The following is a 14559-nucleotide window of genomic DNA, read 5'->3' as shown; positions in this document are numbered from 1 at the left end:
GGGCCGGTCGCCCTGTGGTCACCTCATGCCGGGCCGACCGGGCCGGGTGCGGACCGCGGGCTGGATCCCGGGTGACCGCGGTGTGCTCTCCCAGCGCCACGTGGTGAGACGAGGGTGCCCCGGCAGTTCGGCGCGGCCGGTGGCCCACAACAGAGTGAGCCAGGGATCCGCGCCGCCCGGCGCCTCCGGGAACAGACGGGCGAGCACCCGCGAGCAGAGAGCGGAGGGCGGGGTCCAGGCAAGCCCGAAGCCTTCCGCCACATCGTGCACGTGCACCAGCGTCTCCACCACCCCCATCGCCGCGAAGCCCTCGGGGTCCGACACCCCGGCGGCGTGGTGGGCGCGGACCCGGGGCGGCGTCGTACGCACCATGGCGACCAGCAGCGCGCCGCACGCCTCCAGCACCTGCACCAGCCCGGCCGGACCCGCATCGCGCTCCGCGCAGAGGAAGTACGCGGGTCCCTCCGGCCTCTTCCGGCTCAACGCGAACGGCACATGGGTGTCCAGCGGCGGGCTCTGCGGCCCCAGCTGCACGGCGTAGTACAACAAGGTCGTTGGCAAGGTGCTCGACGGTCTCCCAGCAGTCCCACTCCAGCGAACCGGCCTTACCGCCCCATCCCTCCGGGGGCGCGTCCCGAAGGACGCCCACGGCGAGCCGCACGGCAAGGTCGACGTCGTCCGCGGTGACGGGAGACAGGACTGATCCGGTTTCGGCTGATCGAAACATGACAGCACCGTACCGCTACCGTTCCGGCCGGAGCGACCTGAGCCGAACTCCCCCGGAAGGAACAGCCATTACCCAATCCGGCACGGGAGTGATCACAATGTGCAGGGAATGTGTCGGTGCCGGAGCGAGTGCGCGCGCTGCGGACCGGCACGCCCTCGCCACCGACTCCAACGACGTCGGAGGCAGCCATACGTACCCGAGTTGATCTGGAGCAAGCGTGACGTCCCGACTTCCCACCCCGCAGCCGGACCCGGCCGCCGCCCCCGGCGCAGACAACCCCTTCGACACGGTACCCGCACTGGACGGCGAGCTGTGCTTCGACCAAGCCGCCCTGGACGCGGTGTCCACGGACTTCGGTGGCCTGGTCCACCAGCAGGCCGCCGCCGTCCTCAGACCCGGCTCGGCCGAGGACGTCGCCACGATGGTCCGCTACTGCCGGGAACGCGGACTGAAGGTCGCCGGGCGGGGCCAGGGGCACTCCACCAACGGACAGGCCCAGGTACCTTCCGGGCTCGTCATCGAGCTCAGCGCCCTGGATGCGATCGAGATCCACGACGACACGGCCATAGTCGGGAGCGGGGTGCTGTGGAGCACCCTGGTTCGCGCGACCCTGCCCCTGGGCCTCACCCCGCCGGCCTTCACCGATTTCCTCGAACTGTCCGTGGGCGGCACGCTCTCGGCCGGAGGGCTGGGCGGGCAGATCGGCCGTTTCGGCACGCAGGTCGACAACGTGCTCGAACTCCAGGTCGTCACCGGCGAGGGCGAGATCACGACGTGCTCGCCCACCGAGCGCCCCGATCTCTTCCGAGCCTCCCTCGGAGGCCTCGGACAATGCGGGATCATCACCCGGGCCACCCTCTCCCTGGTCCGCGCGCCCCGCACCGTACGGCACTACGTCCTGACCTACCCGACGGTGGACGCGATCACCGCCCAGCAGGCACGGCTGATCGAGGAAGGACGGTTCGACTACCTCGTCGGCCAGGCCCTGCCCACCGAGGCCGGCTGGACCTACATGATCGAGGCCGCCGCCTACGACGGAACCGCAGCCGACGACGCCCGGCTCACCGGCGACCTGGAATACGCCACGGTAGAGGTTCAGGACGTGCCCTACTTCGACTTCCTCAACCGGCTCGCGCCGGCGGTGGACGCTTTGAGGTCCATGGGTGAGTGGCAGAGGCCCCACCCCTGGTACGACAGTTTCCTCCCGGCATCCACCGTGAACACCGTCGTCACGGAGACGCTCTCCGGCCTCAAGGCCGGCGCGATCGGCGCGACCGCGGTCATCCTGCTCTACCCCGTCCTCACCGCCAAGTGCAGCACCCCGCTCCCGGTCATGCCGGACGAGGACCTCGTCTACCTCTTCTCCCTCCTCAAGGTCTCTTCCCCCGGAGCGGATTCCGCCGAGGAGATGGTCGCCGCAAACCGCATCCAGTACGACGCCACGCGCGATGCGGGCGGCTGCTGGTACCCGATCGGGTCGGTTCCGCTCACCAAGGACGACTGGGCCGGCCACTTCGGCTCCTTCTGGGCCGAGTTCGAGACCGCGCGCCACCGCTACGACCCCGACGGCATCCTCACGCCCGGCCAGCGCATCTTCTGATCCCGCAGGGCCCAGGATCCGCAGGCCGGCTGCGTAGGTGACTGCGCAGGGCGCACTCGTCGGCGGGGGACTGACGGCTCCGGCGCCGGTTCACCGAGGGTGCCGTACTCATCGTGTACGGCACCCTGGTGCCCACCCGGGACCACGCGATCGCCGCGCAGTCGAGGAACTACCGGTATTCCAGCCGTGGTTGCTCAGGGCCTCAGGGCAGGTGCGCCAGCAGCAGCTCGGTCAGGGGCCTGGGGGTGCGCAGCGGCAGGTAGTGGTCTGCGTCCGCGATCAGTCGGCCACGGGCGCCGGGGATGCCCGCGACGAGCCGTTCGGCGATCACGCCGATCTCGGGGTGGTCACGGTCCCCGTGGATGACCAGGGTCGGCGCGGCGATGTCGTCGAGCCGGGCTTGGGCATCGCGGTCCGGGAAGTGTTCCACCTGCTGCTCGCTGACGAGGCGCAGGTGCGCGTTGTGCGTCACCATCCGCTCGATCAGTTCTCCTCCGGGAGCCGTGCGGCCCATGGAGGCCCAGACCGACAGCTCCAGCTCGGCCAGGGCCGCCGCGTCCCGCTCGCGGCGGGCAGCGGCATAGGCCGACGACTGCGCGTCCGGCGGCCAATCGTGACCGCTGACCGAGGTGCCGACCAGCCCGAGTGCGCTGACCCGCTCGGGATGGGCGAGGGCGAAGTCCAGCGCGGTCTCCCCGCCCATGCTCAGCCCGACCAGCGCAGCTGCGTGAAAGCCGAAGTAGTCGAGCACGGCCCCCAGATCCTCGACGTCGCAGAACATCCGGTCCGGGGGCGTGGAGCGCCCCAGGCCCCGGGCGTCGTAGCGGATCACATCGTGGTGGCGGGCCAGTTCGGGAACGACGGCGTCCCATAACCGCGAGTCCATGCCGGCGCCGTGCAGCAGCACCACCGGAGTGCCGGCGCCACTGCGCTCGGCCCACAGCCGACCGCCGCCAGGAGCGGGAACGTGTACTTCATGTGTGGCCAGGCCGTCTGAGTTGCCGTGCGATCTCATACCGCGATCATTTCACTGCGCTCGACCAGGCGGCTTCCTTCGGATCATCCGATCGTTCTGTGAGGACCGTATCCAGGCCGGGCAAGACCGTTGACGGTCTTCGTCGCGGGCGTCTGCGTGTTCTGGGTGCTGACCCAGGTCACCCGGCAGATCGCGCTGGACGACGCGAGGGAGCACGCCCGCAACGTCCAGGGATGGACGCGCGTCATGATCCTCGGTTCCAAGAGGCCGAGCCTGCCCGCGCCCGGCACCGTGGAGGAACGACTCCCGGCCAAGGACCTGCTCCTGCCGTACCGGTACACCGGCCTCCGGCTCCTTGCCGAAGGGAACGGGCGGTACTACGTGGTGCCGAACGACTGGAAGGTGGAGAACGGCGAGCCGATCTGCGCCGTCCGGGAGAGCGACGACGTGTGGATCAGCCTGCAGTCGGCCTGAGGAGCCTCCGGTCCCGGTCGATCGCAGGCGGCGTGACCTGCCGTCGGGTCGCACGATTGCCGGGGGCATGGATACGTACCTTCCGGACGGACTGCTCGACCACGACGAAGACGAACCGCGGCGGCCGCCACTCGCCGAGTGCCGCCTCCCCGGAGCCCCCAGGATCCGGGGCGCCGCGCACGACGGGAACGCCACCCTCCTCGGAGCCGTGGGGTCCGAGTGGGGCGGCCGGGTCCTGAAGGCAGCGGTCGGCTACGGGACCTCCGCGACGGGGCGGTCACCGACGAGTGCCCGAAAGGTCTCGGCGGGGTCGTCGTCCAGCGACGGGAGGCTGCCGCTGAGCTGCAGAGTGGCGAATCCGTGGGCCAGGGACCAAGCGGCCAGTCCGGCCAGCCGGGCATCGCGGCCGCGCTTGGCGGGAGGGAGGTTCTCGACTCCTGAGCGCAGCGCGCGGGAGGTGCGCTCCCTGGCTGCGGTGAGCTCCGGGTCATCGCCGTGGAGCAGCTGGGGCCGGAACATCACCTCGAAGTGGGCCGGATGGTCCAGGGCGAACTCCACGTACCGCGCGCCCATTTCGCGCAGCCGGTGCGCCGTACCGGCCGGCACGGCGGTCAGGGCGGCAGCCAGCAACTCGAAGCCCTCCGTGGCGATCGCTGTCAGCAGCCCGGCCTTGTCCTTGAAATGGTGGGCGGGGGCGGCGTGCGAGACCTCGGCGCGGCGTGCGAGATCGCGGAGGCTGATCGCGGCGACGCCGTCGCTCCGGATGACCTCAAGCGCGGCGGAGACGATGGATCGGCGGAGATCTCCGTGGTGGTAAGTGCGTGTCGCAGCCATGACCGGCAGGCTATCCCATATCTAGTCGTTGACAAGATGGCGAGGGTGGCGGCAATCTGGTCAGTGTCAAGTTCCTGTTGGACACGCGACAGTGACAGCGGAGGAAGCGACATGAAGCACAACCTGAGCACGGTCCGGCAGATGTGGCAGTTACTGGAGCCGGTGCACGCCACGCTCTACTACGCGCCGGAGGCTTTCGAGGAGGCCGCGGCCCTCGGCTACGCCACCGACGAGCGCTGGCCGAGCTACTTCGCCTACCGCGCCGCGCCGCTCGGCCCAGCCGGCCCGCAGCTGGTGAACGCCCTCTTCTACAGCCTCAGCCCGCAGATGGTGGAGCGCTACACCGCACCGGCCTGGCGGACCGCCGCGCCCGAGCGGGTCCTGGAGGCCCGGAGCGCGGCAGTGGACCGCGCACTGCGGAAGCTCCTCGGCGACCGGATCGGCTCGCCGGAACTGCGCGAGGCCGCAGACCTGACCCGCCGTACCGCCGAGGCCGCGGACACCGCAGGCCGCGCCCTGGCCGCCGCCAACGCCGCGCTGCCCTGGCCCGACGCGCCGCACATGGTGCTCTGGCAGGCCGCCACCATCCTGCGCGAGCACCGCGGCGACGGCCACATCGCCGCCCTCCTGGCCCACGGCATCGGCCCCACCGAGTCCCTGGTCTCGCACGCCGCCGTCGGCGCCGCGCCGGAGGAGGTGTTCGGCAGCCGGCAGTGGACGGACGAGGAGTGGAGCGCCGCCCGCGAACGCCTCGCCGCCCGCGGCCTGGTGCAAGCCGACGGCAGGGCCACCGACGAGGGGCTCCGGGTACGCACTGCAGTCGAGAAGCTCACCGACGAGCTCGCAGCCGCCCCTTGGGACGCGCTGACGCCCGGCGAAACGGCGCGTCTGGCCGAACTGCTCGTGCCGCCGGTCCTCGACATCGTCGGCACCGGGCTCCTCCCGCTGCAGAGCACCCTCGGCATCGGCATGAAGTACGACTACGAGTGAGTGGCGACGTACGGGCCGGCAGCCGGGCGGACTGCAGGAAGGTCAGCAGCCTCGGGGTCCTCACTCCGTCGAGCGATTGAACTGCGAAGACGCAGCGCGGCAGAACATCCGCGATCCGTCAGCTCGTCCTCCAAGCCCAGGCCCCCATCATCGCGAAAGCACTCGGCTTCCACGACAAGACCGCCACGAGCCTGGTCACCGAGGCCGGCGGAGCCCGGAGCCGATACGCCCCCGGTGACCACACACGGTGAGTTGTCGCTCCACTCCCGCCGGCATGCCTCGTCACTCGGGAAAAGTGCAGCCCAGTTCGCGCAGGCGGGGCAGGCAGGCTTCGAGGCACTGCTCCACCGACGCAGCATCGGTACGCACGAGGATGTCGTCACGCAGCGGGGCGCCACTCACGCACCAGCTGGAGCCTTACGACTGGTCGAACGAGGAAACGGCGGCCTATGAGGCCGCCATCGAAGCGGTCAACGGTGCCGTGAGCGCCTACAGTGCGCTGATCGCCGCGGAGGAGGGCAAAGCAGAGCCCGACCAGGGCCTGATCGAGCGCGCCCACGCCGCACGGTCCCAGCCGCCCCGGGATCGTGAGGGTCTGCGCTCGGGCGACCGCGAGCAGATCGCCGCGGCCCGCAGGCACTACGCCCAAGTAGCCCGCGATGTCCGGGGAGGTATGGCGCTCCACTTCCAGCTGCGCGCGGCTGCGTCGCAGGGTGGTGTGGCCGGGCGAGAGCGGCGTGCCGACGCGGGCCGGTGAGGTACTGCGCCGATGCTGTCAGCATGAGCCGCCGGCCGCAGGTGATCGTGCATCCTCCCGACGGACGAGGGCTGCGGGAGGTCAGTGCGGCCGGACAGCGTGTGGGCCGTGCCTGGTCGATGCGGGACCTGCGCCGGGTGCTTGGCCGGGCGGGCTGGGCGGACGTCGACCTCGCCAACCCGGGCGCTGTGCGGTGGCGGGCGGATCCCGAGCTGTGGCCCGACAGAGCGTGGCGGCGGAGGGCCGGCGGCTGCCTGATGGCCGGCGGCCTGCTGGTGTCCGCGGCGGTGCTGTTCCGTATCGGGCTGTGGGATGCGATGGGGGCCTTGACGTTCGGCGGCCGGGTCATGGGGGCGGTGTTCCTGGCAGGGGCGCTGGCAGAGGTCGTCGCGGCCTTCGCTGCGGCGGACTACTGGGGCAAGCGGCGGGTGACGTTCTGCGGGCCGGTCGTGGTTGTGGGTGTGGTCGTCGCGGCGGTGACGAGTGTGATGCTGCTGGTCCTGCAATGGGAGGGCGGGTACCGGCGAGGCTGGCTGTGGCTGTGGGTCAGCCTGGTGGTGTGGTGTGGCTGGGCGGGGTGGGAACTGACCCGGCAGAGGACCTGGCAGGGCGTCCCGCACCCGCGGCGCTTCGCGCTCGGAGTGGTTCTCTCTGGCGCTGTGGGCGCGGCGAGCCTGGCGTACTCCTCGATGTACAGCCCCTACATTGCCCCTCCGAAGGTGCCCTTCAGCGCTTCCTTCGGCCGGCCCACGCTGAACACCGCGCACACCTCCCTCTACGTGCCGGTCCGCCTCACGTTCAAGAACGACGGGCCGGCCAGTATCCACGTCGTCGGCACATTGTGGTCGGCCACCCTGTGGCCGTCGGCGTACACCGTGCCCCGAACGGACTTCGACACCTGGCAGAGCGAACTCGGATCCGGCTACGACAGCTACCGACACGAGCGCTTCACCGGCACCTCCGGTGTCCTGGCGGCGGGAAGGATCACCGGGCCAGGCGACCGGCTCGACCCGGGCGACGACTTCTCCAAGGACGTGGTCGTCGAAGTACCGCTGAAGGCGGGGGAGGACGGCCGCGTCGAGATCCACGCCATCATCTCGTTCATCCGGGCCGACCGCGGCAAGCTGGCCAACAGCTACCGCGACTCCGTCCAGTACTCCTGGAACACCGACTCCGATGCCCATGAGCACCGGCAGGACCCACCCGGCTGGCTGGCCCAGCCGAGCGACGATTTCTTCCGCTACCGGGCACGGATCTACCGCAGCAGCGCCATCATGCGCATCACCCAGCCCCCGGACTGGGCGGCCATGTGGTGGGTGATCCCCAAGCAGGACGGCGCCACGCCGTACATGCGCGTGCACATCGCCCGCGACGCCGACAGCCAGGAACGGCTCAGCGACGCGCAGCAGGAACCGTACGGGATGAAGACCCTTGAAACGGCTGCCGACCAACCCGTCGCCTTGCTGAAACAGAACGCTTCCCCATGAAGCACAGAGCGCTTCTCCCGGCCGGAAGCGGTGCATGGTGGTACATGAGGGCGGCCGGGCACGAGGACGACGTCGCGCCACGTTCTGTGGATACCGGCGTACGGGCACCGGCCGGAGACCGGCACCACCGCGGCCCAGCCAGGACCTGGCTGTCCTCGTCGAGGGCGGCCGGGCGGTGGTCGGGCAGCTTGGCCTTGGCGAACGCATCCCGGGAACGTGGCGCCGTGCGTGTGACGGTGGCTCAGGCGCAGGTCTTCCGGAACGGAAGATCGGGGACGTACTTCTTCCACTCCTCCGGCGTGAACCCGCCCCCCGCTGTCGTGCAGGCCATCCCTGTGGGGTCCGCGACGATGCGGGGGAGGCGGCCGAGGTCCCACAGGATGGCCCGGCCGTCGGATCCGGCGGTGACCGCGTAGCGTTTGTCGGGATGGAACGCGATGGCGTTCACGCCGTCGCTGTGGCCCGTGAGCAAGGCGGCCTGGTGCGGCCGGGTCGGGTCGCCGACGTCCCACAGGTTGACCTCGCCGCTGCTTTGGAGGCCCGCCACCAGCGCCCCCGCCGGGTGATAGGCGAGACCGGCGATGTCGTCCTCGGTCTCCGGCACACGGGCGAGCCGCGCGGGCTCCTCGGGATCCCTGACGTCCCAAAGGATCAGGTCCGCGTCATAGTCGAGCGTGGCCAGGGTGCGGCCGTCAGGCGAGAAGCCGGGCGTGCCCTTGCCTTCCGGGAGGGCCACGCCCTTCCCGCTGTCGGCCCGGCGCCGCAGTACGACCTCCAGCGGCCCTCCCATGGCCAACAGGCCGCCATCGGGCGCGATCGCGTTCTCGGTGGCGAACGTGAGGGCCGTGGCCAGGGCCCGGCCTTCCGCGGAGTCCGGGGCCTCCTTGGGACGGGACGGATCCCGCAGGTCGTAGAGGCGCACGCCGGCACGCACGTATCCGATGGCCAGCGTCCGGCCGTCCCGGCTGAAGGCGACGCCCCAGACGAAGCGGTCCCCGGGCACGACCGCCAGTTTCTCCGGCCGGCGGGGCTCGGCCGTGTTCCACAGCGTGACGTCCTGGCTGTACCCGCCGGTGGCGAGCATCCTTCCGTCCGTGGTGAACGCCGCGCTGGTGATCGAGGCCCCACCCCCGACCACCTCCGCCGCGACGACGGGCCGCCCCCAGTTCTCCAGGTCCCACCGTATGACGCGGCCGTCCCGGCCCACCGAGACCACGGCACTGTGCTGCGAGGTGAACGCGGCATCGACGACCCCGTCGGTGTGTCCGGAGAACCTCGCCCGTACCTCCACCTTGGGCAGTGCCGTCATGGCGTACAGCGCCAGGTCCTTGTCGGCGGAGCCCGCCGTGAGCAGGCGCGAGCCGTCTTCGCTGAACCTCACTGCGCTCACCGCGCCGCGGTGCGCCGGCCATCGGGCGATCTCCGCCGGCTTGGCCGGGTCGCGTACGTCCCAGACCCGGACCTCGTTGCCGTTCGTGGTGACGAGCCGCCGGCCGTCCGGGCTGAAGGCCCGGCACGTGCCGGTGTTCGGCAGCCGGGTGAGGGCGCGCGGCGCGGCGGGGTCGCCGATGTCCCAGAGCGTCGTCCCGGGCAAGGTGGTCAGTGAATGGCGGTCCTTGGGTTCCTCGGTGCCGGTCGTCAGATCGGTGTGGCTGAGGAGCGTCTTGCCGTCGGGACTGAACACGACGGCCGAACTGTCGTACACGTCGCCGACCGTCCCCAACTGTCGGGGAGAGGAGGGGTTCTCGATGTTCCACAAGGCAATGGCACCCTTGTGCCCGCGTTCGCCCTGACCGGAGGCGGCCAGGAGGGTGCCGTCGGAGTTGAGGGCCACGCCCTGGGCGGGTTCCGTCAGACCGGGGATGCGGAGCGTCGCGGCCGGCGCCCACGTGCCGTCCGCCGGCAGGGACGCGATGCGCCACACCACGACCGTGCCCTGCGGGCAGGTCCCGGCGAGCATGCGGCCGTCCCGGCTGAAGACGAGCGCCGCGTAGGCGTCCAGTTCGCAGCCCGCCGTCAGGCGTACGCCGAGCCGGGTGCGGGTGGCCCGTTCGTCGATGCGCCACAGGGATACGCCGCCCCGGGCGTCGACGGCCGCCTCCAGCGTGCCCGTGGGATCCAGGACCGCGTAGTCGTGCTTGGTGCCGGTGTCGATGCTGCTCGTGAGGGCGTCCGTCCGGACGAGGGTGTCGACCACGGCCGCCCGGGATGCCGACGTCGGATCGATCCGCTCCGCTGCCAGGGCCAGCTTGAGTGCGATCAGGGGCTGTTCGTCCCGCAGGCCGGTGACGCGCTCCACGAGCGCCTGGTGGATGGCCCGCCGCCGCTGTCCGTCGGCTGACGCGCGCTGCTGGAAGGCCAGGCCCGCTGCCACGAGCGCCAGGCACAGGCCGACCACGACACCTGCGAGTGCGGCCTGCAGACGCCGGGTGCGGCGGGTCTCGCGCTGCCGCTCGGCCAGCTCCGCGCGGCGGCCGGCCGTGAGGAACTCCTCGTCCAGGCGCGGGAGCCGGCGGTGCCGCAGCCGCTCCTCGCGGATCAGTGCGTACGCTTCGCCCAGCCGGCTGCCCCGCAGGTGGAAGTCCGGGTGGCGGTCGGCCGCGGCCCATGCCTCGGCGGATTCCGTCAAGCGCTGGCGTACGACGAGCCCCTCGCGGTCCTCCTCGATCCAGCTGCGCAGTCGGGGCCAGGAACGCAGCAGGGCCTCGTGCGCGATCTGAACGCCGTCGCGGTCGACGGTGATCAGGCGGGCGGCGGTGAGCCGGTCGCGCAGGGCGGCGGCGGATTCGCGCTGCTGGGGCGTGAGACCGTACAGGAGGCCGTCCCGGGCGACACGGCGCCGTACGACCGCGTCACCGTCCGCGTCCGCGGGCGTGAGGTGGACCAGACGCATCAGAAGCTCCCGCAACAGCTCCTGTTCCCCGGAGGAGAGCAGGCGGTAGAGCGTCTCGGTGGTCGTGGTGACGGAGTGCCAGATGCCGCCGGTGCCCTCGTACCCGGCCAGGGTGAGGGTGGCGCCGCTGCGGGCCAGCCAGGTCTCGCGCAGGGCGTGCGCCAGGAAGGGCAGCGCGCTTGCGGCGTCGGGCCCGGTGCGCAGGTCGCGCAGGAGGCGGTCGGTGAGCCCGGTTTCCAGGGACAGGCCGACGGCCCGCGCAGGCCTTTCGATCACCGCACGCAGTTCGTCACCCGCCATCGGCGGCACCGTCAGCTGGCTGTCCTTCAACGCCCGGACGAGAACGGGGTGCGCGAGGCAGCTGCCGTACAGGTCGGCACGCAGCCCCAGCACGGTGCGCGGACCGTCGGCGAGGAGTTCGAGGAACCTCTCGCGCTCGCCCGGGTCCTCGCACCGCGTGAAGACCTCCTCGAACTGGTCGACGACGAGCAGGCCGCACGACTCGCGCCCGGGCAGCGGCGGGGGCAGGACCCCGCCCGGGGCCGCGATGGCGGCGTGGACGGCGTCCGCGTCGCGGCCGGTCGCGCGGGCCCACAGCTCGGCGAGGGCACGGACCGGCCGGGGGCCGGGGGCGCTGAGCAGCAGGGCCGGCCAGAGCCGGGGGAGCGGGCCGGTGCCCGGGTCCGCCGCCGAGCCGCCGGGGGCCGTGCGGCTCCGTTCGAGTCCGGCGAGCAGCCCGGCCCGCAGGATCGAGGACTTGCCGACCCCGGATGCGCCGACGAGGACGACGGGCGTGGCCGGGACGGAAGCGCAGACCATGTCGATGAGGCGCTCGGTGAGGGCCTCCCGGCCGAAGAAGTGACGGCTCTCGGCCGCCCTCAAGGCTTCCATGCCCGGGTACGGGCAGGGCACGTCGGCGGGAGGCAGAACCGGCGCCGTTCCCGATGCCGTGCGGTAGGCGCGGTTGCGGGCGACGGGGAGGGATCCCAGGGTGCCTTCGCCCTGGCGCCGGGGCCGTACCGGCCCGTCGCGGAAACGGCGTTCCAGGGCGGCGTACAGGCTGTCCGTCGTGTGCCACAGCGGCCCGGCCGGGTCACCCGTGGTCAGCAGGTCCAGCACGTGGCCGCTGAAGAGAGTGTGGCGCGAGCCCGGCGGGGCGAAGGACAGGTCGTACCCGGAGGCTGAGGTGAGCAGCAGACTGCCGTCGGGGCGGGCGGACGCGAAATGCTTCCACGCCTGTGCGGCGGAGTCCGCGGACGGCAGACCGGCGCGGCCCGAGAAGCAGCAGTCGAGGACGACGATGCTGCCGCCCACCGCATCACCGAGCAGGTCGCGCACGGTCCGGTAGGGCACCGCACCGGCGATCCGGTCCTCGTCCGTGGTGGCGTGGGTGGCGAGGTAGAGGGCATCGCGGGGGCCCAGCAGGCCGTGACCGACGTAGTACAGGAGGACGGGCCCGGTGGCCTTGGCTACGGCGCGCTCGACCGCGGCGATCACCGCGTCCGCGTCCGCGTCGTCGGGGACCCGGTGGATCCGGTCGGGGTGGGTGATGCCGCAGCTGTCGCGCAGGGCGGCGGCGAGGTCGTCCAGGGTGGTGGTGACGCCGGGCAGGTCCGGCAGCCGCGAGCCGGCAACGTGACGCCCGGTGCCGATCAGCACGGCGTACGCCCCGGAGGCGCCGAGACCGGAGCCCGGCGCGGCGAGCGGTACGGCCTCGTTCCCCGCGCCAACCGCTGCGGTGGCCGTCGGCGGTGACTGTGCCGGCTCGGCGCCCGGCACCGGGCCGCTCACGGCAGGCGTGGCGTGGGCGTGGACTCCTCGCCCCCACCGTCCGCGGGCGGGGCGTCTCCGGCCCCGCCACCGGTGGGGAGCTCGGGCGCCGGCATCGGGGGCGCCCCGAGCAGCGTCGCCAACTCCCTTGCCAGATCAGCACTCTGACGGGCATCCAGACCGCGCACCCGGGTGGTCGAGACGGTGACCTCCGTGCCGTCGGCCCGGCTGATGGTGACCGTCTGGTCGCCCCGACGGCTCTGCACCCAGGCCACCACGGCGCCCGCGAGAACGGCCACGACGCCACCCGGCGCGAGTACGGCGATCAGCACATCGGTGCCCAACCCCATGGCGTCGGAGGGAAGCGGCTCGCCCCGGTGCCGCCGCACGCGACCGCGGAGTTCCGGCTCCTCCGACAGATGGCGACGGAGCTCGGGCAACGCCCCGGCGCCCCCGCCCGTACTCCCACTCTCGACCGTGATGACGACGCGCACGCAGGCCCCCGTTCCTGTCCACCGCATCCCACTCCCCGGATCGTAACCACCGACTGCCCCTCCCGCAGGCCCGATTGACGCCCATCGGCGTCGCGCACCGGCGCATTCCCGCCATGATCATCCCGGGCGGCAGCGGATCGGGCCTGACCGCGGCGTGCGGCGTTCCCCGCCAAGACCGTCACCTTGTTGAGCCCCGGATCAGCTTGTATCGGCGGTGCCGGGTCGGTAGTGGAGCGGGACGTTCACCGCGCCGTGCACCCCCGTACGGGACCTCTGCGGGCGGCATGAGGCGAGCCGGCCGGCTCAAGCCCAGTCGACGCCGAGCTGCTGGTATGCCGCTATCGGCAGGTCCCGGTGGTCGCGCCAGGAGAAGCTCTTGTGCCAGTCGCGTAGGCCGTCGTCCTGGCGCGGCCGGTCGATCAGGCGGGACCGGTGGCCGGGCTTGCAGCAGTGCAGCGCTGCGATGGATGTCCGTCTGCGGGAGTGGCCACGGACCCGCACCATCGGGTTCAGCCGGCTGTGACCAGGTCCTGGCCTGCGGCGGGGTCATGGAGAATCCGGCTTCGTCCTCGAAAACCAGCCAGGCTCCACGGGCACAGCACGCTGGGCATCGGTCACCGACAACGGCGGAAGCATCGGATGGACCGGACGTGTCGGGTGAGTGCGTCGAGTTCGGGGCAGTGGGCGCGGACAGTCCTGAGCCGGAGTTGTTCGGGCTCGGTGAGGGTTTCCGGGCGTCTGAGGATCCGCTCCGGAGACCGTGCGGGCAAGCCTATTGATTTCCGTCGCGCTGGCGAGCGGCGAGGATCGCCACGTCGTCCTCGTATGCACCGTTCGCCAAGCGGGCCATGAGCGTGTCGATCATGTCATCGAGGGGACTGTCCGCCGGCAGGCTCACGGTCTCGAGTGCCTGCACCGAGATGTCGATGTCCGTGTCGCGTCGCTCCACCAGGCCGTCGGTGTAGAGCAGCAGTGTGGTGCCGCGGTCCATTCGAGCGGTGTGCGGTTCGTAGCCGCCGAGCCCGGTGCCGACGGGTGGGCCGGCCGGGAGCCACAGGACTTCGATGCTGCCGTCCGGTCGCACGGCGGCGGGTGGCAGATGCCCGGCGCTGGCCATCGTGCAGGTCCCCGCCCCGGGATCCATGACGGTGAGCAGACAGGTGGCGAGGCGGTCAAGGCCGAGGTGTGCGACCTGGCGGTCGAACTCACCAAGGATCTTGTCGACGCCTGCGCCGGTCGCGGCGATGGTGCGCAGCAGGGAGCGGTACTGGCTCATGGCGACAGCCGCCTGGAAGCCGTGGCCCATCACATCGCCCATGACCAGCAAGGTGCGGCAGTCAGGGAGGGGAATCGAGTCGTACCAGTCCCCACCGACGAGGACGCTGTGGCCGGAGGGGAGGTAGCGGGCGGCCACTTCCACGGCGGGGTGGGGGACGCGTGGCTCGGACAGCAGGGCCCGCTGGTGAGGTTGTTCCTGTTTGGCGGACAGGTTGTATGTGTTGGTCAGGCTGTGATGGTTTCGTACTGGGCTGGGCTTTGGTAGCCGAGGCTGCTGTG

At 71.7% G+C, this 14559-nt stretch carries 10 protein-coding genes and 3 pseudogenes; 6 read left to right on the top strand and 7 right to left on the bottom strand.

Annotated features, from left to right (window positions below):
- Positions 1 to 18 precede the first annotated feature (18 nt).
- A pseudogene (locus AB0O36_RS14385) lies at positions 19 to 727 on the bottom strand (hypothetical protein).
- Between the two features lie 217 nt (positions 728 to 944).
- On the opposite strand from AB0O36_RS14385, the gene AB0O36_RS14380 reads away from it, so the two are divergent.
- Together AB0O36_RS14380 and AB0O36_RS14375 are read left to right on the top strand one after the other, a co-directional pair.
- Positions 945 to 2327, top strand: a complete 1383-nt coding sequence (locus AB0O36_RS14380) for an FAD-binding protein (protein ID WP_365109013.1) — start codon at positions 945 to 947, stop codon at positions 2325 to 2327.
- Positions 2328 to 2401: 74 nt separating this feature from the next.
- Positions 2402 to 2512, top strand: a pseudogene (locus AB0O36_RS14375) (IS5/IS1182 family transposase); the annotation flags it as partial.
- A 17-nt stretch (positions 2513 to 2529) separates the two neighbouring features.
- Here the strand turns inward: AB0O36_RS14375 and AB0O36_RS14370 are convergent.
- Positions 2530 to 3342, bottom strand: a complete 813-nt coding sequence (locus AB0O36_RS14370; RefSeq protein WP_365109011.1) for an alpha/beta fold hydrolase — start codon at positions 3340 to 3342, stop codon at positions 2530 to 2532.
- 90 nt (positions 3343 to 3432) lie between these two features.
- On the opposite strand from AB0O36_RS14370, the gene AB0O36_RS14365 reads away from it, so the two are divergent.
- Positions 3433 to 3777, top strand: coding sequence for a hypothetical protein (locus AB0O36_RS14365; protein ID WP_365109008.1), 345 nt, complete (start codon positions 3433 to 3435; stop codon positions 3775 to 3777).
- Positions 3778 to 4029: 252 nt separating this feature from the next.
- Here AB0O36_RS14365 and AB0O36_RS14360 read toward each other — a convergent pair whose 3' ends face one another.
- A complete protein-coding gene (locus AB0O36_RS14360) occupies positions 4030 to 4611 on the bottom strand; it encodes a TetR/AcrR family transcriptional regulator (RefSeq protein WP_365109005.1) in 582 nt (193 codons plus the stop codon).
- Between the two features lie 111 nt (positions 4612 to 4722).
- Between AB0O36_RS14360 and AB0O36_RS14355 the strand changes: the two genes are divergently transcribed.
- The 3 genes from AB0O36_RS14355 to AB0O36_RS14345 all read left to right on the top strand — a co-directional run bounded on the left by AB0O36_RS14355 (position 4723) and on the right by AB0O36_RS14345 (position 7845).
- Positions 4723 to 5601: a hypothetical protein gene (locus AB0O36_RS14355; protein ID WP_365109003.1), complete on the top strand. Its 879-nt coding sequence runs from the start codon at positions 4723 to 4725 to the stop codon at positions 5599 to 5601.
- Positions 5602 to 5974: 373 nt separating this feature from the next.
- Positions 5975 to 6358 carry a hypothetical protein gene (locus AB0O36_RS14350; protein ID WP_365109000.1) on the top strand — a complete coding sequence of 128 codons (384 nt, stop codon included), beginning with the start codon at positions 5975 to 5977 and terminating at the stop codon, positions 6356 to 6358.
- A gap of 119 nt (positions 6359 to 6477) precedes the next feature.
- Complete coding sequence (locus AB0O36_RS14345; RefSeq protein WP_365108997.1) at positions 6478 to 7845, top strand: hypothetical protein; 1368 nt, start codon at positions 6478 to 6480, stop codon at positions 7843 to 7845.
- 241 nt (positions 7846 to 8086) lie between these two features.
- Here the strand turns inward: AB0O36_RS14345 and AB0O36_RS14340 are convergent, their stop codons facing one another.
- The 4 genes and pseudogenes from AB0O36_RS14340 to AB0O36_RS14325 form a co-directional block, all read right to left on the bottom strand.
- Positions 8087 to 12529: a caspase family protein gene (locus AB0O36_RS14340; protein WP_365108995.1), complete on the bottom strand. Its 4443-nt coding sequence runs from the start codon at positions 12527 to 12529 to the stop codon at positions 8087 to 8089.
- Positions 12526 to 13029 (bottom strand): hypothetical protein, encoded by a 504-nt coding sequence (locus AB0O36_RS14335; protein WP_365108992.1) that lies wholly within the window; start codon positions 13027 to 13029, stop codon positions 12526 to 12528. Before AB0O36_RS14335 ends, AB0O36_RS14340 begins: the two co-directional genes overlap by 4 nt.
- A gap of 291 nt (positions 13030 to 13320) precedes the next feature.
- Positions 13321 to 13552: pseudogene (locus AB0O36_RS14330) on the bottom strand (IS630 family transposase); the annotation flags it as partial.
- 222 nt (positions 13553 to 13774) lie between these two features.
- The coding region (locus AB0O36_RS14325; protein WP_365108989.1) for a PP2C family protein-serine/threonine phosphatase at positions 13775 to 14559 on the bottom strand (785 nt) is incomplete at its 5' end.

This window comes from Streptomyces sp. NPDC089799 (assembly GCF_040684755.1).
Taxonomy (GTDB): domain Bacteria; phylum Actinomycetota; class Actinomycetes; order Streptomycetales; family Streptomycetaceae; genus Streptomyces.
The sequence above is the reverse complement of the archived record's forward strand: the minus strand, read 5'-3'. Positions and strand labels throughout refer to the sequence as shown.

What these genes read in the sequence shown, in the direction of transcription:
- AB0O36_RS14335 (WP_365108992.1), bottom strand. Translation starts at nt 13,029, where the DNA reads ATGCGGTGGACAGGAACGGGGGCCTGCGTGCGCGTCGTCATCACGGTC.
- AB0O36_RS14345 (WP_365108997.1), top strand. Translation starts at nt 6,478, where the DNA reads ATGCGGGACCTGCGCCGGGTGCTTGGCCGGGCGGGCTGGGCGGACGTC.
- AB0O36_RS14355 (WP_365109003.1), top strand. Translation starts at nt 4,723, where the DNA reads ATGAAGCACAACCTGAGCACGGTCCGGCAGATGTGGCAGTTACTGGAG.
- AB0O36_RS14370 (WP_365109011.1), bottom strand. Translation starts at nt 3,342, where the DNA reads ATGAGATCGCACGGCAACTCAGACGGCCTGGCCACACATGAAGTACAC.
- AB0O36_RS14350 (WP_365109000.1), top strand. Translation starts at nt 5,975, where the DNA reads ATGTCGTCACGCAGCGGGGCGCCACTCACGCACCAGCTGGAGCCTTAC.
- AB0O36_RS14360 (WP_365109005.1), bottom strand. Translation starts at nt 4,611, where the DNA reads ATGGCTGCGACACGCACTTACCACCACGGAGATCTCCGCCGATCCATC.